The organism is Gryllotalpicola kribbensis, from assembly GCF_039538245.1.
Classification (GTDB): domain Bacteria; phylum Actinomycetota; class Actinomycetes; order Actinomycetales; family Microbacteriaceae; genus Gryllotalpicola; species Gryllotalpicola kribbensis.
This window is the reverse complement of record NZ_BAABBX010000005.1, coordinates 1-22,084: the sequence shown is the minus strand read 5'-3', so window position 1 is coordinate 22,084 and position 22,084 is coordinate 1. Positions and strand designations below refer to the sequence as shown.

Genomic DNA, 22,084 nt, shown 5'->3' with positions numbered 1-22,084 from the left:
ACGTCGCGGAATCCATGTCTCTATTCTGTCTAGGCTGAGCACATGACAGAGCAGTCCGTGGCAAATATCGGTGTCGTCGGCCTTGCGGTGATGGGGTCGAACCTCGCCCGCAACCTCGCCTCGCGCGAGGGCAACAAGGTGGCGGTCTTCAACCGCTCGTGGGAGCGCACCGAGACGCTGATCACCGAGCACCCCGAGGCGGGCTTCGTCGCCGCGCACGACTACGAGGAGTTCGCCGCGTCGCTGGCGCGCCCACGCACCGCGATCATCATGGTGCAGGCGGGCAGGGGCACGGATGCCGTGATCGACGAGCTCACGAAGGTCTTCGAGCCGGGCGACATCATCGTCGACGGCGGCAATGCGAACTTCCACGACACGATCCGCCGTGAGCAGGCGATCCGCGAGACGGGCATCCACTTCGTCGGCACCGGTATCTCCGGCGGCGAAGAGGGCGCGCTCAACGGCCCGTCGATCATGCCCGGCGGCTCGGTCGAGTCGTACAAGACGCTCGGCCCGATCCTCGAGTCGATCGCCGCCCGCGCCGAAGACGGCGAGCCGTGCGTGACCCACGTCGGCACCGACGGCGCGGGCCACTTCGTGAAGATGGTGCACAACGGCATCGAATACGCCGATATGCAGCTGATCGCCGAGGCCTACGACCTGATCCGCCGCGGCACTGGCAAGACGCCCGCCGAGATCGCCGACGTCTTCGACGAGTGGAACACCGGCGAGCTCGAGTCCTACCTCATCGAGATCACGGCCCAGGTGCTGCGCCAGACCGACGCCGAGACCGGCAAGCCGCTCGTCGACGTCATCCTCGACGCCGCCGGCGCCAAGGGCACTGGCGCATGGACCGTGCAGAACGCACTGGACCTCGGCGTTCCCGTCTCCGGCATCGCCGAGGCCGTGTTCGCCCGCTCGCTGTCCTCCAAGGCCGATCAGCGCGCGGCCGCCGCCGGCGTGCTGCCCGGGCCCAACAGCGAGGCCTGGAAGCCCTCCGACCCCGACGCGTTCATCGAGGACGTGCGCCAGGCGCTCTACGCCTCGAAGATCATCGCCTACTCGCAGGGCTTCGACGAGATCATCGCCGGCGCCGACCAGTTCGGCTGGGACATCAAGAAGGGCGACATCGCGAAGATCTGGCGCGCGGGCTGCATCATCCGCGCCCGCTTCCTCGGCCGCATCACCGAGGCCTACGCCGAGGACCCCGACCTCGTGGCCCTGGTGCTCGCGCCGTACTTCCGCGACGCCGTGACCGCCGCGCAGGGCGCGTGGCGCCGCGTCGTGGTCTCGGCCGCCGAGGCCGGCATCCCCAGCCCCGCGTTCTCGTCGTCGCTGGCCTACTACGACGGACTGCGCGCCGAGCGCCTGCCCGCCGCCCTCGTGCAGGGGCAGCGCGACTTCTTCGGCGCGCACACCTACAAGCGCATCGACAAGGACGGCATCTTCCACACCCTGTGGTCGGGCGACCGCACCGAGATCGAGACCGAGCCGAGCTGGCACTAGCCGCGCCCCTCTCGCCCTCATCGGCCGATCGCGCGGCGACAGTAGACACGGGAAAGACGCCCTCTTTCCGGCCGCTATTGTCGCCGCGCGGCCGTAGCGGCCCGCGATTCCGGCACCTAGTGTCGCCCGGCCGCGGCACGCACGTTCGGCTACAGGTCGAGGGCCTTCTGATTCCGGTCTTCGCGATGCTCGAGGACGCGGCGCATGAGCACTGAGCCCGCGACGGCGACACCCAACGGGGCGAGGAACTCGGGCGAGGCATCCGTCAACTCGAACACGATCGCGAGCGCCATGAGCGGCGCCTTCTGGCTTGACGCGAGCAGCGCCGCTCCCCCGACGATCGCGAACGCGGCGACGGGCGAACCGGGCCACATGAGCGCCCACGCGACGCCGATCGCCGCGCCGCCGGCAGCGCCGAGGGCGATCGCCGGCTGCAGCACACCGCCGGCAGCGCCTGAGCGGATCGTGAGCAGCGTCAGGACCGACTTGGCGGCGAACCCGATCACCAGAACGCCGACAGCGGCCCAGCCCGTCGAGTCGAACGCGTACTGGCCGAGCGCGCGCCCGTTGCCCATCACCTGCGGGAGCCAGATGCCGACGACGGCGACGATGACGGATGCCGCAGGCAGCAGCCACAGCACAGGCAGACCCGCGGGCTTGCGGCGCTCGGCCCACGCCGTCCAGTGCGCGAACCAATAGCCGAGGAAGCCGAACAGCGGGCCGAAGATCAGGGCGAAGACGGCGAGCGACCACGAGGTCTCGGCACCGTGGACCGCATAGAAGGCGTGGCCGCCCTCGACGACGCGCGCGACCGCCGCGGCGAGCGCCGAGGCGCCGAGCGCGACGCCGATCGCCTCGAGCGAGAGCTCGGCGAGCAGGATCTCGACCGTGAACAGCGCCCCGGCGAGGGGCACGTCGTAGACGCCGGCGAGCCCGGCGCCGGCGGCGGCCGCGACGACGAGCGTGCGCTCACGCGCATCGAGCCCGAACAGGCGGCCGAAGGTCTGGCCGATGAGCGCGCCGAGCTCGCGCGGGGCGACCTCGCGGCCGACCGGGGCGCCCGCGCCGACGATGAAGACCTGCAGTGCCGCGTGCACGATCGTCTGCCACCAGGGCATCTCAGCGCCGCCGACCGCCTTCTGCACACTCGGCACCGCGCGCGCCCGGGTGCGCAGCAGCCACCAGACCACGGCCGCGATGCAGCACGCGACGATCACCGAGACGAAGCGGCGCCACACGGGCGCCGCGACGGCGCCGGGGCGGCTCGGGTCCTCCCAGAAGCCGAACGCCAGTGTCTCGACGCCGCGGAAGAAGAGCGTGACGAGGCCCGCCATGACCCCGACGAGCAGCCCCACGATGAGGATGACGAGCGCGAGGCGGAGGATCCGTCGGGCGGGGGCGGGCATGGACTCGACGTTAGCGGGTCCGCTGCGGCATCAGCGACGGCGCAGCGTGGCCGGCGCCGGCCACGGCAGGGTCCACGTGGCGCGCCGGCGCCCAGGGGCCACCACGGCGGCGGAGCCGTATGCGTCGTCCACCACGACGATCGCGTCGACCGACACCTCGGAGAGCCGCACGGGCACCGCGACGCCGTCGCGCTCGAGCGACCAGCGCTCGGCGAGGAATCCGATGCCGAGCTCGTCGAGCACGCCCTCCGCGCGGTCGAGGTCGAGGGCGGCCGGTGCGGCGTCGCGGCCCAGCAGGTCGACGGGCATCCAGCCCTCGCCGTCGGGGCGCAGCCAGCCGACGAGCTCACGGTCGGAGCGGCGGAACTCGAGCCAGTCTGCGGGAACGCTCATCGCACCAGCCTCTCAGCCGCGCCGCAGCAGAACCAGCGTCTCGAAGTGGGCGGTGTGCGGGAACATGTCGAAGACCTGTGCGCGCACGGGGCGCAACGAGGGCATCTCGGCCAGGTCGCGCGCGAGGGATTCCGCGTTGCAGCTCGAGTAGAGCACGTGCGCGACGCCGCTGCTCTCGAGCCACGCGGCGAGCTCGGGGCCGATTCCGCGCCTGGGCGGGTTCACGACGACCAGATCGGGCGCGGATTCCTGCTGCTGCGCCCACTGGGTGGCATCCGCCGCGATGAACGTCGCGTCGATGCGGGCGGATGCCGCAGCCATGGCGGCCGACGCGACGGCGTCTTCGCTGATCTCGACGCCGGTGACGCGGAAGGAAGGGGTCTCGATACGCTCGCTGCGCTCGCTACTCGACCAGCGGGAAGTCGGGCGCTCGCTACTCGACCAGCGGGAGGCGAGAGCGCGGGCGAGGTGGAGCGCGAAGCCGCCGACGCCGCAGTACAGGTCCCAGGCGGAGGACGGGGCCAGCTCGGCGGCCCACGCGGCGCCCGTCGCGTAGAGCTGCGCCGCGATGCCGTGATTGGTCTGCACGAAGCTGCGCGGCAGCAGGTTGAGGGTGACGCCGTCGAAGGGAAGCTCGAGCGCGCTCTCATCGGTGAGAGCGCGCTCCTCGTCCCCCTCGAGCACCGCCTTGTGCTCGGGCAGCAGGTTCACGGTCGCGACGCGCAGCTGCGGCAGCTGCGCCTGCAGCGCCGGGAGGTGCTTGCGGATCCGCGCGACCGATTCCGTCGAGCGCAGCACGAAGCGCACCATCAGCTCGCCGCGGGAGTTCGTGGTGATGATCAGGTACTTCAGTTCGCCGCGCCGCGCTGGGATGTCGTAGGGCACGAGCCTCGCCGTGGTGATGAACGCCGAGAACGCGGGCAGGACCTCGCGGATCGCCGGCGCCACGATGGGGCAGCCCTCGAGATCGACGCCGTGCTGCTCGCCGTCGAGGATGCCGAGGGTCGGGGCATCCCACGTGCCGCCGATCACGAGCTTCGCCTTGGTACGGAAGCCGCCCGGCTCGCTCGCGACGGGCGCGCGCCACTCGATGCGTCCGAAGCCGTCGATCAGCTCTCGGGCGCGCGCCTGCTTCGCCGCCAGCTGCGCGTCGTACGCGATGTCGAGCAGCGAGCACGAGCGGCAGACGCCTGCGTCGAAGTAGGCGCAGCGGAGCGCCAGCGAGCGGCGCTGGTCTCCATTCGGCTTCGCCGAGTCGACCAGCGGAACCGGCTTCGCCGAGTGTGTCAGCGGGCTATGCCGCACCATCGAACATGCTCGTCACCGAGCCGTCGTCGAACACCTCGTGGATCGCCCGCGCGAGCAGCGGCGCGATCGACAGCACCGTGAGACGGTCCCAGCGCTTCTCGGCCGGCAGCGGCAGCGTGTCGGTGACGACGACCTGATCGATGAACTCGCTCTGCAGGATCTCGACGGCCGGGTCCGAGAACACCGCGTGGGTCGAGGCGACGACCACGCCGATGGCGCCGTTCTCCTTCAGCGCCTCTGCGGCCTTCACGATGGTTCGGCCGGTGTCGATCAGGTCGTCGACGAGCAGGCACACGCGGCCGCGCACATCGCCGACGATCTCGTGCACCGTGACGTCGTTGTGGACCTTCGGGTCGCGGCGCTTGTGGATGATCGCGAGGGGGACGCCGAGCTTGTCGCTCCAGGCATCCGCCACCTTGACGCGCCCCATGTCGGGCGAGACGACCGTGAGGGTCTCGGGGTCGAGCGACTGCTTGAAGTGCTCGAGCAGAACGGGCATCGCGAACAGGTGGTCGACGGGGCCGTCGAAGAAGCCCTGGATCTGCGCCGCGTGCAGGTCGACCGACATGATGCGGTCGGCACCGGCGACCTTGAACATGTCGGCGACGAGGCGGGCCGAGATCGGCTCGCGGCCGCGGCCCTTCTTGTCCTGCCGGGCATAGGGGTAGTACGGCGCAACGACGGTGATGCGCTTCGCGGATGCCCGCTTGGCGGCGTCGACCATGATGAGCTGCTCCATGAGCCACTCGTTGATCGGCCGCGTGTGCGACTGCAGCACGAAGATGTCGGCACCGCGCACGCTCTCATCGAAGCGCGTGTAGATCTCGCTGCCTGCGAAGGTGCGGATGTCGGTGGGCAGCAGCTCGATGCCGAGCTCGTCGGCCACGTCGCGCGCGAGCTCGGGGTGCGCCCGGCCCGAGACCAGCACCAGCCGGCGGCGTGCGTCCGACTTGATGCCCCACTGCGTCACGGATTCCGTCACCGGCCCCGCCCTTCCTCGTCGTGCGGCTCGGCCCCCGCAGAGGCCTGCGCTTCGCTCGCGGCCTGATCGGCCGCGCTTCCCGGGCGGTTGGAGTGAACCCAACCCTCGCGGTTTCGCTGGGGAGAGACATTCAACGCGAGCGCGCCCGCCGGAACGTCTCTGCGAATCGTCGTCCCGGCGCCCGTGTAGGCTCCGGCTCCGATTCTAACGGGCGCGACGAAGACGTTGTGCGCGCCCGTCTTGACTCCCGCCCCGATCTCGGTGCGGTGCTTCTTCTCGCCGTCGTAGTTGGCCGTGATGCCGCCCGCGCCGATGTTCGCGCCCGCCCCGATCTCGGCGTCGCCGATGTAGCTGAGGTGCGGCACCTTGGCGCCTTGGCCGATCTTCGAGTTCTTCACCTCGACGAAGGCGCCGACCTTGCCGTCGGCGCCGATCACGGTGCCCGGGCGCAGGTAGGAGAACGGGCCGACGTCTGCGCCCTCTCCGATGACGGCGAGCGTGGCGTCCACTCGCCGCACGCGCGCTCGCGCGCCCACCTCGGTGTCGACCAGCGTCGTGTCGGGGCCGACCACGGCGCCCTCGGCGACGACGGTCGCGCCCTTGAGCTGCGTGCCCGGCAGGATCGTGACGTCGGGATCGAGCTTCACGGCGAGGTCGATCCAGGTGGTCGCCGGGTCCTGCACGGTGACGCCCGCGAGCTGCCAGCCGCGCACGATGAGCGCATTGAGCTGCGCCGCCGCCTCAGACAGCTGGGCGCGGTCGTTGATGCCCTCGACCTTCCAGCTGTCGGGAGTGGGCACCGCCGCGACGTCCATGCCGGCGGCGCGCAGGGCCGCGATGACGTCGGTGAGGTACTTCTCGCCCTGGGCGTTCGCGGTGGTCAGGTGCGCGAGCTTGTCGCGCAGCGCGGCCACGCCGAAGACGTAGACACCCGCGTTGATCTCATCGATGGCGCGCTCGACCCTGCTCGCGTCCTTGTGCTCGACGATGCGCGCGAGGGCCCCGTCCGCATCGCGCACGATGCGGCCGTACCCGGTCGGGTCCGGCACGACGGTCGACAGCAGCGTGCCGCTGTCGGAGGCCTGCCGGTGCGCCTCGACCAGCGCCCGCAGGGTGTCCGCGTCGAGCAGGGGCACATCGCCCGACAGGATCAGCACATCGCCGTCGAAGTCGTCGGGCAGCGCCGCCACCGCGAGCTCGACTGCGCGGCCGGTGCCGGGCACCTCGTCCTGGTCGATGAGGCGGGCGGATGCCGCGAGCTCGGCGACCGCCGCCGCGACGCGGTCGCGCTCGTGCCGCACGACGACGAGCAGGTGCGCCGCGTCGAGCGCCTGCGCCGAGTTGAGCACGTGCCCCAGCAACGGGACGCCGGCGAGTTCGTGGAGCACCTTCGGGGTCGCGGACTTCATCCGCGTTCCCTGCCCGGCTGCCAGGACGACGATGGCGAGGCGGCTGTCGGTCACAGAGCCATTATGGCTGCAAGCACCACCTCGGCCGAGCGGGCGGCCGCGTCGTCGACATGGGTGAGGAACTCGGTGCCGTCGGGCGCGCAGAGGTCGCTGATGGCACGGATCGACACGAAGCGCTGCCCATGGGTGTGGGCGAACTGCGCGATCGCCGCGGTCTCCATGTCGACCGCCACGACGTCGGGGAAGTCCTCACGCAGGCGCAGCGCACGGTCGGCGATGACGAAGGCCTCGCCCGAGCCGATCGCCCCCGACTGCACGGCGATCTCGCCGGCGTGCACTGCGAGCGCCCGCTCGGCGAGGGTCTCGTCGGGGGCATAGTCGGCCGGCATGCCGGGAACCTGGCCGAGCACGTAGCCGAATGCTCGGGCATCCGCGTTCAGGTTCACATAGCGCGACCCGACGATGACGTTCCCGACCTCGACGCCCGCCGCAAGACCGCCCGCGGTGCCGGCGCTGATGACGGGCGCGTCGGCGCCGAGCGTGTAGAACGCGTAGGCCGCAGCCGCGGTGGCGTTCGCGAAGCCGATGCCGGCGCGCAGCAGCACGAGCCGCTCACCGCCGAGCTCGAGGTCGCGGCGCACCGCGTGCGCATTCGTCGCGACCTCTGTCACGCGGTCGGCGCGGTCGAGGAAGGGCGCGGCCTCTTCCTCCATCGCGACGATGACGACGGATGCCGAAGCCTGGGCATCCGTCATGCTTCGACCTGGCTCCACTCGTCGCGCTTGGCGAGGAACTCGCGTGCCGCCTGCTGGGCGCCCTCGAGCGAGTGGTTCGCGCCCCAGCCGCACTGCACCTCGTTGGCGGCGGGCACCTCGGTGGCGGTCGTGATGTCGGTGAGGGTCTGCTCGATGAGGGTGAGCACATCGTCGTAGGCCGGCTCGCCCTGGAGGATCAGGTAGAAGCCCGTCTGGCAGCCCATCGGCGAGAAGTCGATGACGTCCTTGCTGTGGTTGCGGCTCTTCTCGGCGAAGAGGTGCTCGACCGAGTGCACCGTCTTCATCTCGAGATGGCCCACGTTCGGCTGGGCGAAGCGCACGTCGTACTTGACGATGACATCGCCCTTCGGGAGGACCTTGCGGTCGGCGAGGCGCACGTACGGCGCCTTCACGGTGCGGTGGTCGAGGTTGAACGACTCGACGTTCATGCGCTGCTGATCGGTCATGCGTCGATTCTTGCAGGCACGTGCCATGAGCGCGGTGGAGGTTACATCGTTTGAATCAGGCCGCCGTCGATCGTGACCGAGGCGCCGCGCTCGGCATCCGCCTGCTCCGCCCGACGCAGCCAGCGCGAGCCGGCGCCTTCCCCGGCGGCCTCGTCGCCCGGGTTGAAGAGAGTGCACTTCCCGAGCGAGAGGCAGCCGCACCCGATGCATCCGTCGAGATCGGACGCGAGCCGCTGCAGCACCTCGATGCGCCGCTCGACCAGGGTCGCCCAGTGCCGCGACATGCGCGTCCACTCCCGCTGGGTGGGCGCACGGTCGCGCGGCAGCTCGTCGAGCGCGTCGGCGATCTGCTGCAGGCTGAGGCCCACGCGCTGCCCGGCGGCGACGACGGCCAGCCGGCGCAGCGTGTGCCGTGGAAAGGCGCGGCGACCGCCCGTCGTGCGCACGGCGTCGATGAGGCCGCGCTCTTCGTAGTAGCGGATCGTGGGCACGCTCACGCCGGCGCGCCGCGCCACCTCGCCGATGCGGAGAAGCTCGTTGGGGGCGATGTGGGGCACGTCACGAGTTTCTCGCCAGGAGGGCTTGACCTCAAGTCGACTTGAGGTTGTCTGATCGAGTCATGCGAATCACCGACGTCGTTCTGCCCACCAGAGACCTTGATGCGACCGAGCGCTTCTACCGCGACCGTCTCGAGGTGCCCGCCACGCGCTCGGGCGCCCGCCTCACGGTCGAGATCGGGGCGTCGCGCCTCCTGTTCGAGCAGGGCGACTACGCCGGCTCCCAGCACCTCGCCATCACGATCCCGACCGGCTCGTTCGCTGACGCGAAAGCGTGGATCGCGACGAGGGCGGCGCTGCTGCGCGACGAGGCCGGCGCCGACGAGTTCGAGACCAGCCCCGCCTGGAACGGCCGCTCGGTCTACTTCGACGGACCCGACGGCCAGGTGCTCGAGCTCATCGAACGGCGCGATCTCGACAAGAGGATGCCCGCGCCGTTCGGCCCGCGCGGTCTGCTGTGCATCAGCGAGGTCGGCATCGCCGTGCCTGACGTGCCCGAGGCCGTCGAGCGGCTTCGCGGCCGCGGCGTGCCGCCCTACGGGAATCCGCCGGGGACTGCGTTCGCCGCCGTCGGAGACATCCACGGCCTGCTGATCCTCGTCGCCGCCGGCCGTGCCTGGATGCCGACCACCGACCGCCGCGCGCAGAGCGCGCCGATCACGGTGCGCGCGGAGGGAGTGCGTCGCACGCCGCTCGCACCCGACGCCGCACTCGAGCCCGCGAGCTGACGCCCGCGGACCGACTCGGCGTCGAGCTGAGAGAGCTCCCCACGTGCGACTGCTCGCGTGCACCGACGCACCTCGTCGACTACCGTTGAGAGCATGTCCGACCTCGACGCGAACAGCCTGATCGTCAGGCGTCTGGAGGTCGTCGGCGCTGTCGCCGGCTCGAGATAGGCCCGTCCCCGTCTGCTTTCGACCACTGGCGCTTCCCGCGCCGGGCCCTTTCTCGACGGAGTGCGCCACCGTGCGCCTCACGACAATGCCGACACGACAGGTTTTTCACTCATGCAACCGCTCACCGAGCAGCAGCTCAAGCAGTCCTTCGTCAACACCTCCCTTCGGGAGCGCAACTCCATCAGCATCCCCAGCCTCGACGACGTCCGGTGGGACGAACTCGACTATCTCGGCTGGCGCGACCGCAAGATCGACAACGTCGGCTACGTCGTCGCCTGGGTCGACGACGAGCCGGTCGGGGTGATGCTGCGCACCGGCAACGGCCGCACCCGCACCCGCCCGCAGTGCGCGTGGTGCGAAGATGTCCACCTTCCGAACGAGGTCGTGTTCTTCAGCGCGAAGCGCACCGGGCAGGCGGGTCGCAACGGCGACACCGTCGGCACGCTCGTGTGCGCCGGGTTCGAGTGCTCGGCCAACGTGCGAAAGAGGCCGCCGCTCGCCTACGTCGGATTCGACGTCGAGGCGGCGCGGCAGGAGCGCATCGAGACGCTGCGCTGCAACGTGACCCGGTTCGTCTCGGCGGTGCGCGCGCGTTAGGCAGGCGGGCGGTGCGCTCCGCGACCTGGATTCGAACCAGGACTTAACGGCTCCAAAGGCCGTCGTGCTGCCGTTACACCATCGCGGATCGGTTACCAGTCTGGCATTGCTCTGCTCGGTAGGCTGACCGCATGGCCGCACCCCAGGACGAAGTCGACAGCATCGTCGGCGCGTGGCTGCGCGAGCGACCCGACCTCGACTTCGCCCCCCTGCAGGTGCTCTCACGCGTGGACCGCCTGTCGCGCCACCTCGAGTCGGCGCGGCGGGCGGCCTTCACCCGCTCGAGCCTGCAGTCGTGGGAGTTCGACGTGCTGGCCGCGTTGCGCCGCGCCGGAGCGCCGTATCAGCTGTCACCGAAAGCGCTGCTGCAGCAGACGCTGGTCTCATCGGGAACGATGACGAACCGCATCGACCGGCTCGTGCAGCGCGGCTTCGTGGAGCGGCTCTCCGACCCCGCCGACGGGCGCGGCGTCCTGGTGCGGATGACCCGGCAGGGGCTGACTCATGTCGACGCGGCCATCACCCGGCTGGTCGACGCCGAAGCGGGCATCCTCAAGAGCCTCAGCGCCCATGACCAGAACCGGTTGAGCACGCTGCTGCGCAAGCTGACCGTCGATGTCGACGAGCCATGAGCGGCCGCGACGGCGACGTGCGCATTCGCAACGCCGCCCCTGAGGATGCCCCGGCGCTCGTCGCCCTGCGGCTCGCCTGGGAGCGCTCGCGCTCTGCACCCACCGGCGAGGAAGCCGCGTATGTCGCGGCGATGACCACCTGGATCGCGGAGCATCGCGAGAGGGTGATCGGCAAGCTCGCCGAGCTCGACGGGCGGATCGTGGGCATGGCGTGGCTCGCCGTCGTCGACCGCGTTCCCGTGCCGACCGACTTCGACCGCCGCAGCGGAGAGGTGCAGAGCGTCTTCGTCGATGCGTCGTTGCGGGGCCGGGGCATCGGCCGTGCGCTGATGGACGCGATCGCGGCCGAGGCGCGGGCGCGGGGCATCCACCGCATCGTGCTGCACTCGACCCACGAGGGCGTCGCGTTCTACCGGCGCAGCGGCTGGGTGAACGCGGAGACCCTGCTCGAGGTCGAGCTCTAGTTGTTGCTAGCCGTGACGGGGCTGTTGATGGCTGCCATGTCGGGCGTGGTGAGCAGTTCGGCGTAGGCCGCAGGGCTCATGGCGTTGATCATGAGGCGGCCGGAGACGTCGGCTTTGACGTATTCGACGGCGAGCAGCGCGATGACGGGGTTGGTGGTGAGGGTGGCCTGGTCGGGGGTGCGGTCGCCGAACTCGGCTACGACAGCGTCGGTGTCGTCGGCTACGACGACGGCGAGGCGCCGGCCGGAGAGGCGCAGCCTCGCGCTGGCGCCGCATTCGGCCATGTCATAGCTGTGCGGTCCGGTGAGGGTGCGGGTGCCATAGATCGCGACGTGGGTCTCGATGCCGCGTGCGGATGCCGCTTCCAGTAGCGGGCCGAGCGTGTCGAGTTCCTCGTCCCACAGACCGGCGAAGATCGTGCGCCGGGCGTGCTCGATGGCCCGGCCGATGGACTGCACGATGGCGTCGCGCCCGCTGAGCGACCACACGAGTCCGGGCTCCTGCTGCGCGGGGAGCTGCTCGAGTGCGGCCTCTGCGGCGGCGAGGTCGGCGTCGAAGCGCTCGCGCAGTTCTTTCAGCAGAGCGGTGTGCGGGGTCGCGGTGTAGCGCACGGGTTCGGAGCGGTTGACGAGCACGGCGCCGCGGGCTTCCAAGCGGCCGAGGGTCTCGTACACCTTCGACGGCGGCATACCGGCGCGGCGTCCGACCTCGGCGCCCGTGAGGGCGGCCTGCCCGACGAGGGCCGCGTATGCCTGGGCTTCGTACTGGGTGAAGCCGAGGCGGGTGAGCGAGGCGACGAGTTCGGTGTCGACGGGCATGGGCCGATTCTATCGATTTGCCTTCTCTGCAACTACTCGGGTAGTTAATGAATCCCTGAGTTACTACCCGAGTAGTTGAAGGAGTTCGGATGCGCAAGCTGGTCAGCACGGGGTCGCCGTGGGAGTCGAAGGTCGGGTACTCCCGCGCCGTGGTCATCGGGAACGCGATCTTCATCTCCGGAACCTCTGGGGAAGGCGAGGACGTGTACGCGCAGACGCGCAATGCGCTTCAGACGATCGAGAAGGTCCTCGCCGAGAACGGCTTCGCCCTGGCGGATGTCGTCCAGAGCCGTCTCGCGGTGGCGGACTTCGACCACTGGGAGGACGCCGCCCGCGCCCACGGCGAGGCCTACGGCGAGATCCGGCCCGCGTTCTCTCTCGTGCACGCGCTGCCGTTCGTCGAGGACGCGATCCTCGTAGAGGTCGAGGCTGTGGCAGTGCGGGCCTCGGCATGACCGAGGGTGCTGTCGGCGTGCGGCTGCCGGGTGCCGCCGTTGCGGTGCTTGCAGTCGCCGCCGGCGGCGCGATCGCCAACGACTACGCCATCCAGCCCGCACTCGCCCAGGTCGCCCGCGACTTCGGAGCGCCGGTCCCGCTAGTCGCGGTCGTCGCATCGGCGGCGATGGCCGGCTACCTGGCCGGGCTCGCCCTCCTCGTGCCGCTCGCCGACCGGCTCAACCCTCGCACCCTCATTCCGGTGCAGCTGCTGGTCCTGGCCGGGGTCCTGGCGTTCGCGGCCGCGGCGCCGAGCCCCGGCGTTCTCATCGGATGCTTCGTCGTCATCGGCGGGCTGACGACGGTCGCGGCTCAGGCCAGCGCCGTCGTCGGCAAGCACTCCGATCCCGGCCGTCGCGGCGCGCGCATGGGGGCTGTGTCCGCCGGGATCTCCGCCGGCATCCTCCTCAGCCGCTTCGCCGGCGGCGTGCTGGCTGACTGGATCGGCTGGCGCGGCGCGCTGCTGGCCTTCGCCGCGTTCGTGGCCGCGACGGCACTGGCGGCCTTCTCACTCCTGCCGTCCGGCAAGGAATCCCCGTCCGGCAGCTACCTCGCCTCTCTGCGCGCCCTGCCCGGGCTGCTGCGCACACGTCCGCGGCTGCGCCATGCGACCGCCGCGGGCATGCTCTGGTTCTTCGCCTTCAACCTCGTCTGGGTCGGCCTCGCCCTCCGCCTCGCCGAGCCGCCCTACACGCTCAGCCCCGCCGCGATCGGGCTCTACAGCCTCGCCGGGGTCCTCGGACTCGTCGTCACCCGCACCGCCGGGCGGCTTTCCGACCGCTTCGGCAACCGCGCCGTCATGACGACAGGACTCACCGTTGCCGCCTGTGCCGCGCTCGTACTCACCTTCGGCCTCGGCAACCCCGTCGCGACCGCGGCCGCACTCGCGCTCTTCGACGCCGGATGCTTCGCCGCCCAAGTCGCCAACCAAGCCGGCATCGTGGCCATCGACCCCGCCCGCTCCGGGGCCCTGAATGCCGCCTACCTCACCCTCTACTACGCCGCCGGCGCGATCGGCACCGCCATCGCCGGAACGATCGTGGCCGCCGGCTGGCCGGCCATCACCCTGCTCGCGGCCGCCGCCGCAGCCGCCGCGGTGCTTCTGACGAGAATCAAGCGACGACGCGTCAACAACGTCCTGACCTCATACATCTAGCTCTACTTCCGAGCGGGGCGCCGGCGCCTGTGGAAAAGTCGAGGGCGCCACGCATTGTGTGAATAAGTATTCGAACTGATGTCTGGTCAATGTCACAGTGCCGTCGTATACTTGTTCACATGTCGAGGGTCGGGTCCGCTGCGTGCGATGCGCTGGCGCGCGTGCGCGCCGTGCTTCCGGTGGACCCCGCGACCCTGTCCGACGGCCAGCTCGTGGGGTTCGCGGAAGATCTTGCCGCCCTGCACCGACACCTGGACGCCCTGGACCTTGCTGTCGCCGGCGAGGTTGCCGCGCGCTCGGCCGACGGAGCTGCGGATTCCCTCGCCAGAAGGCTGGGGTTCAAGACCGCCGCCGGCGCGATCCAAGGCATCACGAAGACCTCCGGGAAGGAGGCCGCGAAGCTCGTGGCCCAGGCCACGGAGCTGAAGAGATTGCCCGTCGTCGAGCAGGCGGTACTCGACGGCCGCATCGGCCGAGAATCGGCCTCGGCGATCACGGGAGAACTGCAGAAGGCCGCCGGCGAGGACCTTGCGCGTGCGGATGCCGGCGAGCTTGCGGCCGTCGAATCGGAGCTCGTGGAACTCGCGGTCACCGCGGGGGCGGATGAAGTGAAGGCGCGCGCGGCGCAGAAGGCCGCCGCGTTGGAGCTCGCAGCCATCGAAGACCAGGCACGCACGGCGATGGCGGAGCGCTACTTCCACATCGGCCCGACCGTGGACGGGCAGGCGCGCGTCTCCGGGTTGCTGCCGGCCGGGCACGCCGCCGTCGCCCGCAGCCTGTTCGACGCCTACGTGAACCCGAAAGGGAAGAGGACCGTCTCGTTCACCCCCGCCGAGGAACAGACGCCCGAGGATGCGCGCACGGCCGGGCAGAAGCGTGCCGACCTGTTCCGGGACATCTGCGCTGCCCAAGCCCGATCGGCCGAGGCACCCGACATGGGCGGCGATCACCCGACGGTGTGGGTCTCCACCACGCTCGCCGAGCTCGAGGCCGGGGTCGGCACCGCGTTCTATGCGGGGACCCCCGGGCCCGTTTCCGTTCAGGAAGCCGAGCAGGCCGCCTGCGCCGGCGGAATCCAGACCGTCATCTTCACCCCCGAGGGCGACCTGCTGCGCCTCGGGCGCGAGGTGCGCGCCTTCACGCGCCGCCAGCGCCGCGCGATCGCCGTGCGAGACGGGGGCACCTGTCTCATCCCCGGCTGCGACGTGCCCGCACAGTGGTGCGAGGTCCACCACGTCGTCGCCTTCGCCGACGGCGGGGCGACGGATGTCGGCAACGGAGTCAATCTCTGCTGGTTCCACCACCACGACATCGACGCGGGGCCGTGGCACATCAGAATGATCGACGGCCTTCCGGAAGTCCGCTATGCCGCGATGGGGCGCGACACTGGTTGGAGGCCCGCCGGCAACCGCGCAGCCAGCAGGTCCAAAGCTGAAGCGCCGCCCGGAGCACCGCCGCCGGGGTGAGCCGGGGCAACGCGCGTGCCGCCGGAGTGAGCCGGGGCAGCGCGTGGCGCCGCGCGCGTGGCGCACGTGCGCGGGTGCGCACAGGTACGCAGGGTGCACACAGGTACGCGGGTGCGCGCAGGTGCGCGGGTGCGCGCAGGTACGCAGGTACGCAGGTACGCGCGGGTGCGCAGGTGCTTCGCTACCCGGCGTGCCTACACATCGACGGGTTCGAGGCGCGCCGCTCGGCGGGCCGCCGCGGCCAGATCCTCGAGGAGCGCCTCGGTGTCGTCCCACCCGATGCAGGCATCCGTGATCGACTTGCCGTACACGAGGCCCTCGAGGCCCGCATCCGTCAGCTTCTGCGCCCCCGGCTCGATGAAGCTCTCGACCATGACGCCCGCGATCGGCTCGCCGTCGGCGATCTGCGCGGCGAGCTCGTGTGCGACCTCGAGCTGGCGGACGTGGCTCTTGCCGCTGTTCGCGTGGCTCGCGTCGACAATGATGCGCGGCGACAGGCCCGCGCGTGCGAGCAGGCGCGCCGAGTAGATGACGTTGTGCGTGCCGTAGTTCGGGCCGAAACGGCCACCGCGCAGGATCACGTGACCCGCACCGTTGCCACGGGTCGTCACGATGGCGGCGCGGCCCTCGTCGTCGATGCCGAACGTCGTGTGCTGCTGCGCGGCGACGGTCACGCCGTCGATGGCGACCTGGACATCGCCGTCGGTCGCGTTCTTGAAGCCGATCGGCATACCGAGGCCCGACGCCATCTGGCGGTGGATCTGGCTCTCGGTCGTGCGGGCGCCGATCGCGCCCCAGCTGACCAGGTCGGAGATGTAGGAGGGGCTGACCGGCTCGAGGAACTCGGTGCCCGCAGGCAGGCCGAGCTCGACGACGTCGAGCAGCAGCTTGCGGGCGACGCGCAGCCCGGTCGCGATGTCGTGCGTGCCGTTGAGGTGCGGGTCGTTGATGAGGCCCTTCCACCCGCCCGTCGAGCGCGGCTTCTCGAAGTACACGCGCATGACGACGAGGATGTCGTCCTTGAGCTTCTCGGCGATGGGCGCCAGTCGGCGCGCGTAATCGAGAGCGGCCTCGGGGTCGTGCACGCTGCAGGGGCCGACGACGACGAGCAGGCGATCGTCCTGCTCTTGCATGATCGCGTCGATGTCGGCGCGATGGCGGGCGATCTGCGCCGCGGCCTCGGCGGTGATCGGCAACTCTGCCTTGAGCTGGTTGGGCGTGGGCAGCGGCTCGAAGGTGGCCGCACCGAGATCGTTCGACATGGGTTCCTCTTCTCCTCCCGGGCGGAAGGCCTTCAGCCCGACGCCTAGAAAGACGAATGGCAGAGAACTTTCGTCTCTGCCTGGCTGAAGGTGGGGTTCTGGTTGCGTCAGAGTGCCGGCACCTCAGCCGGAGCCTCATACGCATACCAGAAACGGTTCATGCCGCTGAGGTTATCACGGTGAGTGCTCGCCGGGTCCGCGGCGTGTCCCCTGGCCGCAACACGGAACCGTGACCACTATGGGGGCCATGCCCACAGACGTCGGCGGCGAGTGGAACCGCGACGCCGCCTACCACCCCTGGATCCAGCGCATCGCGGCGGAGCACGCCGGCGACGTGCTCGACGTGGGCTGCGGCGACGGCCTGCTCGCCCTGCGCCTCGCCGAAGTCTCACGCAGCGTGGTCGGCATCGACAAGGACCCGGTTGCGATCGCCCAGGCCCACAAGCGGCTCAGCATGGTGCCGAACACCGACGTCGCCGTGTCCGAGTTCGGCACAGAGTGGGGCCTCACCCCTGAGAGCTACGACGTCATCACGATGGTCTCCGTGCTGCACGAGTTGCCGTTGCTGCCCGCCCTCGCACGGGTGAGCGAGCTGCTCAAACCGGGCGGCACCCTCATCGTCGTGGGCCAGGCGTCCGCGGTGACGCTGGTGGAGCGCGCCGTGCAGTGGGCGTCGGTGCCCTACTCGCGCGCGCTGCAACTCTTCTATACCTGGCGCGGCATGTATCGGCCCGAGTTCGCGTCTGTCGCACCCGTCGAACCGGCGTACTCCTTCGCAGACGTGACGGATGCCGCGGCCGAGCTGCTGCCCGGCGCCGAGCTGCACCGCGGACTGCTCGGCAGGTACCGGCTCACCTGGGCCAAGCCGGTCACGGTCGCGACTCCCGAAGTCGACCTCGGCGCGATGGCTGCGGCCTCCTCCGAGGCGCGTGCGGGCGCGGCATCCGCCGATGATTCAGAGGACGCCCGCGTGCTCGCCCGCGACGATGTCGATGAGCTGTCGCACCTGTTCGACCAGACGCGCGAGGTGCCGACGATCGAACCACGGGGCGACGCGCGCCGCAGCGCGTAGGGCGCGCTCCCGTAGCCTCGGTCACGTGAGTGATGGTTCGGCCGCAGAGTCGCCCGCGCCCGCGCCCACGCTGCGCGCGGTGTTCGCGGGGCCCCGCGGGCGGTTGCTGATAGCGCTGCTCATCGGGGAGTTCGGCGGCGCGGTGCAGGGCATCGCCTACTCCACCGTGCTGCCGCTCGCGGCATGCGATCTGCACGGGTCTGCGCTGTACGGCGCGACGCTCGCCGCGGCCACGCTCTCGTCGATCTTCATGCTCGCTCTCGGGCCCGCGCCCCTCGAGCGGCTCGGGTTCTCTGCGGCGATCGGCATCGCCACCGTGCTCTTCGCGATCGGCGCGGCGCTGTCGGCGCTCGCGCCCGACATGGTGTGGATCCTGATCGGGAATGTGATCAGGGGGCTCAGCATGGGCATCATCGCCGGGCTCGGCTACGCCGCCCTCGGCTCGCTGTACGAAGACGCGCTGCGCCCGCGCGTCTTCGGGCTGTTCGCGTTCATGTGGCTCGTGCCGTCCCTCGTCGGGCCGCTCGTGAATGCGGGCATCGCCTCCGCCGTCGGCTGGCGCTGGGCCATGGTGTGGCCGGCGGTGCTCGTGATCGGCGGGCGCGTGCTGATGTGGCGGTCGGCGGCGATCATTCCGAGACAGCGCAGTGGCGCGCGCGTGAGCCCCCTGATCGGGTTCGGTGTCGTTGGCGCCCTCGTGCTCGCGTCGTGGACTTCGTCAGAGCAGGGGCCGTGGGCATGGCTCGGGTACCTCGTCGGCCTGTGCGCCGCAGTCGGACTGTCTCTTCTGCTGATCGTGCGGGCCTCGGGCGGCGCCCGGCGACGGGTCTTCGCGCTCACGGCTTTCTTCGGCTCGTGCGTCGTCTACTTCGCGGCAGAGTCGGTGATGCCCCTCGCGGTGGTCGGCGGCCTGGGCGGTTCGGTGCTCGCCGGGGGTCTCGTCGTCGGGGCGGCCGGCGTCGGCTGGTCGCTGCTCGGGCTGGTTCCCGTGCGCGGCGTGCCCGGCCAGGGGCGCCTGTTCGGCCGGGCACCGATGGGCGTGATGCTCGTCGGGCTCGGCATGATCGCATTGGCGCTCGCCGTGCTTTCGCGCTCGGCGACGATCGGGGTTCCGGTCGCCGTCGCAGCGGGCGCCGTCATCGGGGTCGGCATGGGAATGGCCTACACGGTGCAGTCGGCAGCCAACTTCAACGATCTCGAGCCCACGCGTGTCTCGGCCGTCGCAACCGCCGCCGCATTCGCCGAGACCGGCTCGATCACCGTCGGCTCACTGCTCACCGGCGGCAGCTATTCGCTCGCGACCTCGGCCGGGGCGCACGCCGCGTCGACACTCGCCACCGGCTTCCTCGTTCTCGCGGCGCTGGCCGTCGTCGTCACGGCGCTGACGACCGCGGCGCTGCGGCGGCCTGACAGAGTTGTTCCGTGAACTCCTCGCTGCCAGAGACCGCCGTTCCCCAGACCGACTTCGCCGCACTCGCCGACGCCGCCTGGCCCGCGCTCGAGCGCGCCCGCGTGGGCGCCTGGCAGGTGCGCTTCGCCGAGGGTGTGACGAGGCGCGCCAACTCGGCATGGCCCGCCGGCGGCGAGGCGGATGCCTCACCCGGCGCCCTCGCCGCCGTCGAGAGCGCCTACCGCGAGCGCGGCCTGCCGCCCCTGTTCCAGCTGTCGGGCAATGACGGTGCGGTGCGGCAGCGGCTCATCGGCCGCGGCTACCGCGTCGCCGACGAGACGCTCGTGCTCGCGGCATCCGTCGCCCCGCTCTTCGACACGTCGACGGATGCCGCCGTCGAGCTCGCCGATGAGCCGAGCGCCGAGTGGCTGGCCGTGTGGTGGGCGGTGGACGGACGCGGCGGCGACGCAGAGCTCGACGTCGCCCGGCGCATTCTCACCGGTGTGCCGGCCCTGTACGCCGGCCTGCGGGTCGATGGCGCGGTCGTGTCGGTCGCCCGGCTCGCTCTCGTCGGGGGCGGCTGGGGCGGCCTCTACACCGTGGCGACGCTGCCCGATCACCGCCGGCGCGGCTACAGCGAGCGTGTCGTGCGCGCGCTGCTCGCGGCAGGGGCTGCGCGCGGGGTGAGGGATGCCTGGCTGCAGGTGCTCGCGTCGAACAGCGGCGCCATCGCGCTGTACTCGCGCGTCGGCTTCACCGAGGCGGGCCGGTACAGCTACCTCGTCGGCCGGCTCGCGGTGCCGCCGGCAGGGGCCTGTCGCGCCTGAGGGCGTCAGCCCTCGAGCTGCTCGGAGAGCTCGAGCCAGCGGGTCTCAAGCTCGGCGAGCTCGGTCTCGAGCGCGCGCAGCGCCTCGGTGAGCTCGCCGAGGCCGACGTAGTCGGACTGGTCGTGCGCCGCCAGCCGGTCGTGTGCGGCCGCGATCTCGCCCTGGAGGCGCCCGATGCGACGGTCGATCGAGGCGATCTCCTTCTCGGCCGCGCGGCGCTCGGCGCCGGTGAGAGCCGCGCTCGAGGTGCTGGTGGCGCCCTTCGCCTGCGGCGCGTCGACGCTCGCGGCGGTGGCCGGTGAGGCATCCGCCGCCTGCTGTGCCCTGCGCAGCTTCAGGTACTCGTCGACGCCGCCCGGCAGCTGACGCAGGTGGCCGTCGAGGATCGCGTACTGCTGGTCGGTGACCCGCTCGAGCAGGTAGCGGTCGTGCGAGACGACGATGAGCGTGCCCGGCCACGAGTCCAGCAGGTCCTCGATGGCGGCGAGTATGTCGGTGTCGAGGTCGTTCGTCGGCTCCACGAGCATTTCGGGGTCTGACACAGAAAGCGCACCTACTCGACATGGAATCTACTACCGCACTCATCTACACCCGGGCCTCGATGGATCGCCTCTATCTGAAGCGCTCGGTCGGCGACCAGGAGACAGACTGCCGCGCCTGGTGCGAGCAGCAGGGCTGGCAGGTCGGCCGGGTCATCACCGACGCGAACCGCTCCGCCTCCCAATGGCGCACGAGGGAGAGGGAGGGCTTCGAGGAGGCGTTGCACCTGATCCGCTCTTCATCGTTCGACGCGTTCGTGACCCGGGAGCCGTCCCGGGCGGGCCGGGAGATGCCGGCGTATGTGCAGTTGCGGGCGGCGTGCCAGGAGGCGGGCGTGCTGTATCTGACGAAGGGGCGGGTCTACGACTTCTCCCGTAGTGACGACGCGTTCATGATGGGGCTGGAGTTCCTCACCGCGGAGAAGGACGCGGCGACCATCCGCGAACGCCAGCTGCGGACGGTACGGTTGAACGCGCAGAAGGGCCGCCCGCACGGGCAGCTGCCCTACGGGTACCGGCGCGTCTACGAGACGACCACCGGGGTGCTGCTGCGGCAGGAGATCGACCCCGTCCAGGCGAACCTCATCCGCACCGCGGTGGAGGAGATCATGCGGGGCGTCCCGGTCAACCGGATCATCACCCGGCTGAACCGGGAGGGCGTGCCGACGCCGAAGAAGCCGACCAGCGACCACTCGCGCGGGTGGATGAACGCGACGCTGCGGCAGATCATCCAGAACCCCACCATTGCCGGTTTGCGCGTCTACCGGGGCGAGATCATCGGCCAGGCCGACTGGCCCGCGATCCTCCCAGTCAAGCAGTGGGAGGAGGTCAACCAGATCCTCAACGATTCCGCCCGCCGCGTCCGCTACGTCGAGGAGGACAACCACAGCCACCCAAAGTGGCTGCTGTCCCACATCGCCAAGTGCGGCTACTGCGGGCGGCCCCTCGTGCGCTTCCTCGGCGTGATCCCCCGCAAGGACGGCAGCGTGCGCAACAACTACGCCTGCCAACACACCGGCTGTCGCAAGATCAGCATCGACGTCGAACGCACCGACACCTACGTCACCGCAGTCCTCATCGGCTGGCTCACCAAGCCCGAGAACCTCGCCATCCTCTCCGACCCCGAAGACCAATGGCTCGACCGCGTCAAAGAGGCCCAAGCGCTCGTCGCCGAGCTCCGGCAGCGACTCGACGAGGCCGCCAAGGAGTACACCGAGGGCCGGATCAGCCTGTCAATGCTCTCGAACATCGAGCAACGCCTCACCCCGCAGATCGAACAAGCCAGCAAAGCCGCCGTCCCGCCCGTGACCGACGAGAACCTCGCCGCGCTCCTCAATGCTGACGACATCGAGGACGCCTGGCAGGGTCTCGGGCTCGTCGACCGGCGGCACATCCTGAAAGCGCTCCTCGACATTCGCATCGAGAAAGCACCCCAGATGGGCGGCAAGTTCCACCCCGGACGGATCAAGGTCGCGCCGCGATTCGCCCATCCCAGCCCATATCGATGGCGGCAACCGACTAACTAGGGCTCGGCACGGATCTCAGCGCGATCCGCAAGACCGAGCTCTGCGGATCGCTAAGCCGGAGCTATCAACTACCAGTAAAGGGCCACGATCTCTCCGGGGTCTGTCAGTTAAACGGTGTGCGGGGCCCGGCGGTTCTCAATGGGTGGTTCTCTCGAAGCGGC

General features: G+C 70.6%; 22 protein-coding genes, 1 tRNA gene and 1 pseudogene. 12 read left to right on the top strand and 12 right to left on the bottom strand.

What is annotated here, in order from left to right; translation table 11 throughout:
* Window positions 1–42 precede the first annotated feature (42 nt).
* Window positions 43–1,506 (top strand): NADP-dependent phosphogluconate dehydrogenase, encoded by a 1,464-nt coding sequence (gene gndA / locus ABD716_RS03335; RefSeq protein ID WP_344773792.1) that lies wholly within the window; start codon window positions 43–45, stop codon window positions 1,504–1,506.
* A 149-nt stretch (window positions 1,507–1,655) separates the two neighbouring features.
* Here gndA and ABD716_RS03330 read toward each other — a convergent pair whose 3' ends face one another.
* Genes ABD716_RS03330 through soxR form a run of 8 tightly spaced genes read right to left on the bottom strand, consistent with a single transcriptional unit; the run spans window position 1,656 to window position 8,783 of the window.
* Window positions 1,656–2,912, bottom strand: a complete 1,257-nt coding sequence (locus tag ABD716_RS03330; protein WP_344773790.1) for a chloride channel protein — start codon at window positions 2,910–2,912, stop codon at window positions 1,656–1,658.
* A gap of 30 nt (window positions 2,913–2,942) precedes the next feature.
* The gene (locus ABD716_RS03325; protein WP_344773788.1) at window positions 2,943–3,305 is read right to left on the bottom strand and encodes a hypothetical protein; all 363 of its coding nucleotides are present in this window, start codon (window positions 3,303–3,305) and stop codon (window positions 2,943–2,945) included.
* 12 nt (window positions 3,306–3,317) lie between these two features.
* Window positions 3,318–4,613 (bottom strand): methyltransferase domain-containing protein, encoded by a 1,296-nt coding sequence (locus tag ABD716_RS03320; protein WP_344773786.1) that lies wholly within the window; start codon window positions 4,611–4,613, stop codon window positions 3,318–3,320.
* Complete coding sequence (locus tag ABD716_RS03315) at window positions 4,600–5,595, bottom strand: ribose-phosphate diphosphokinase (RefSeq protein WP_344773784.1); 996 nt, start codon at window positions 5,593–5,595, stop codon at window positions 4,600–4,602. Before ABD716_RS03315 ends, ABD716_RS03320 begins: the two co-directional genes overlap by 14 nt.
* A complete protein-coding gene (glmU, locus tag ABD716_RS03310; protein ID WP_344773782.1) occupies window positions 5,592–7,058 on the bottom strand; it encodes a bifunctional UDP-N-acetylglucosamine diphosphorylase/glucosamine-1-phosphate N-acetyltransferase GlmU in 1,467 nt (488 codons plus the stop codon). The genes ABD716_RS03315 and glmU overlap by 4 nt, the downstream gene beginning before the upstream one ends.
* Window positions 7,055–7,759 carry a 5'-methylthioadenosine/S-adenosylhomocysteine nucleosidase gene (gene mtnN / locus ABD716_RS03305; protein ID WP_344773780.1) on the bottom strand — a complete coding sequence of 235 codons (705 nt, stop codon included), beginning with the start codon at window positions 7,757–7,759 and terminating at the stop codon, window positions 7,055–7,057. The genes glmU and mtnN overlap by 4 nt, the downstream gene beginning before the upstream one ends.
* On the bottom strand, window positions 7,756–8,226 hold the full coding sequence (locus ABD716_RS03300; RefSeq protein WP_344773778.1) for an S-ribosylhomocysteine lyase: 471 nt from the start codon (window positions 8,224–8,226) through the stop codon (window positions 7,756–7,758). Before ABD716_RS03300 ends, mtnN begins: the two co-directional genes overlap by 4 nt.
* Before the next feature lie 41 nt (window positions 8,227–8,267).
* Window positions 8,268–8,783: a redox-sensitive transcriptional activator SoxR gene (soxR, locus tag ABD716_RS03295; protein WP_344773776.1), complete on the bottom strand. Its 516-nt coding sequence runs from the start codon at window positions 8,781–8,783 to the stop codon at window positions 8,268–8,270.
* 62 nt (window positions 8,784–8,845) lie between these two features.
* Here soxR and ABD716_RS03290 point away from each other — a divergent pair, with 62 nt between their 5' ends.
* Window positions 8,846–9,511 carry a hypothetical protein gene (locus tag ABD716_RS03290; protein ID WP_344773774.1) on the top strand — a complete coding sequence of 222 codons (666 nt, stop codon included), beginning with the start codon at window positions 8,846–8,848 and terminating at the stop codon, window positions 9,509–9,511.
* 279 nt (window positions 9,512–9,790) lie between these two features.
* On the top strand, window positions 9,791–10,276 hold the full coding sequence (locus tag ABD716_RS03285; RefSeq protein ID WP_344773772.1) for an FBP domain-containing protein: 486 nt from the start codon (window positions 9,791–9,793) through the stop codon (window positions 10,274–10,276).
* A 16-nt stretch (window positions 10,277–10,292) separates the two neighbouring features.
* Here ABD716_RS03285 and ABD716_RS03280 read toward each other — a convergent pair.
* Window positions 10,293–10,364: transfer RNA gene (locus ABD716_RS03280), tRNA-Gln, on the bottom strand.
* A 43-nt stretch (window positions 10,365–10,407) separates the two neighbouring features.
* Between ABD716_RS03280 and ABD716_RS03275 the strand changes: the two genes are divergently transcribed.
* Window positions 10,408–10,908, top strand: coding sequence for a MarR family winged helix-turn-helix transcriptional regulator (locus ABD716_RS03275; protein ID WP_344773770.1), 501 nt, complete (start codon window positions 10,408–10,410; stop codon window positions 10,906–10,908).
* Window positions 10,905–11,372: a GNAT family N-acetyltransferase gene (locus tag ABD716_RS03270; protein WP_344773768.1), complete on the top strand. Its 468-nt coding sequence runs from the start codon at window positions 10,905–10,907 to the stop codon at window positions 11,370–11,372. Before ABD716_RS03275 ends, ABD716_RS03270 begins: the two co-directional genes overlap by 4 nt.
* Here the strand turns inward: ABD716_RS03270 and ABD716_RS03265 are convergent.
* Window positions 11,369–12,190, bottom strand: a complete 822-nt coding sequence (locus ABD716_RS03265) for a TrmB family transcriptional regulator (RefSeq protein WP_344773766.1) — start codon at window positions 12,188–12,190, stop codon at window positions 11,369–11,371. The two genes, ABD716_RS03270 and ABD716_RS03265, sit on opposite strands and share 4 nt — an antisense overlap.
* An 89-nt stretch (window positions 12,191–12,279) precedes the next feature.
* On the opposite strand from ABD716_RS03265, the gene ABD716_RS03260 reads away from it, so the two are divergent.
* The 3 genes from ABD716_RS03260 to ABD716_RS03250 all read left to right on the top strand — a co-directional run bounded on the left by ABD716_RS03260 (window position 12,280) and on the right by ABD716_RS03250 (window position 15,307).
* Window positions 12,280–12,645 (top strand): RidA family protein, encoded by a 366-nt coding sequence (locus ABD716_RS03260; protein WP_344773764.1) that lies wholly within the window; start codon window positions 12,280–12,282, stop codon window positions 12,643–12,645.
* The gene (locus ABD716_RS03255; RefSeq protein ID WP_344773762.1) at window positions 12,642–13,841 is read left to right on the top strand and encodes an MFS transporter; all 1,200 of its coding nucleotides are present in this window, start codon (window positions 12,642–12,644) and stop codon (window positions 13,839–13,841) included. Before ABD716_RS03260 ends, ABD716_RS03255 begins: the two co-directional genes overlap by 4 nt.
* 119 nt (window positions 13,842–13,960) lie before the next feature.
* The gene (locus ABD716_RS03250; RefSeq protein WP_344773760.1) at window positions 13,961–15,307 is read left to right on the top strand and encodes an HNH endonuclease signature motif containing protein; all 1,347 of its coding nucleotides are present in this window, start codon (window positions 13,961–13,963) and stop codon (window positions 15,305–15,307) included.
* Between the two features lie 194 nt (window positions 15,308–15,501).
* Here the strand turns inward: ABD716_RS03250 and ABD716_RS03245 are convergent, their stop codons facing one another.
* Complete coding sequence (locus ABD716_RS03245) at window positions 15,502–16,569, bottom strand: 3-deoxy-7-phosphoheptulonate synthase (protein ID WP_344773758.1); 1,068 nt, start codon at window positions 16,567–16,569, stop codon at window positions 15,502–15,504.
* 247 nt (window positions 16,570–16,816) lie between these two features.
* On the opposite strand from ABD716_RS03245, the gene ABD716_RS03240 reads away from it, so the two are divergent.
* From ABD716_RS03240 to ABD716_RS03230, 3 genes are read left to right on the top strand one after another with little or no spacing between them, the layout of a single operon-like run.
* Window positions 16,817–17,641: a class I SAM-dependent methyltransferase gene (locus ABD716_RS03240; protein ID WP_344773756.1), complete on the top strand. Its 825-nt coding sequence runs from the start codon at window positions 16,817–16,819 to the stop codon at window positions 17,639–17,641.
* 25 nt (window positions 17,642–17,666) lie between these two features.
* Window positions 17,667–19,067 carry an MFS transporter gene (locus tag ABD716_RS03235; protein ID WP_344773754.1) on the top strand — a complete coding sequence of 467 codons (1,401 nt, stop codon included), beginning with the start codon at window positions 17,667–17,669 and terminating at the stop codon, window positions 19,065–19,067.
* Window positions 19,064–19,858 carry a GNAT family N-acetyltransferase gene (locus ABD716_RS03230; RefSeq protein ID WP_344773752.1) on the top strand — a complete coding sequence of 265 codons (795 nt, stop codon included), beginning with the start codon at window positions 19,064–19,066 and terminating at the stop codon, window positions 19,856–19,858. The genes ABD716_RS03235 and ABD716_RS03230 overlap by 4 nt, the downstream gene beginning before the upstream one ends.
* A 5-nt stretch (window positions 19,859–19,863) precedes the next feature.
* Here the strand turns inward: ABD716_RS03230 and ABD716_RS03225 are convergent.
* A pseudogene (locus ABD716_RS03225) lies at window positions 19,864–20,400 on the bottom strand (ABC transporter ATP-binding protein); the annotation flags it as partial.
* Between the two features lie 20 nt (window positions 20,401–20,420).
* Between ABD716_RS03225 and ABD716_RS03220 the strand changes: the two are divergent.
* The gene (locus ABD716_RS03220; protein ID WP_344773750.1) at window positions 20,421–21,923 is read left to right on the top strand and encodes a recombinase family protein; all 1,503 of its coding nucleotides are present in this window, start codon (window positions 20,421–20,423) and stop codon (window positions 21,921–21,923) included.
* Window positions 21,924–22,084: the final 161 nt, after the last annotated feature.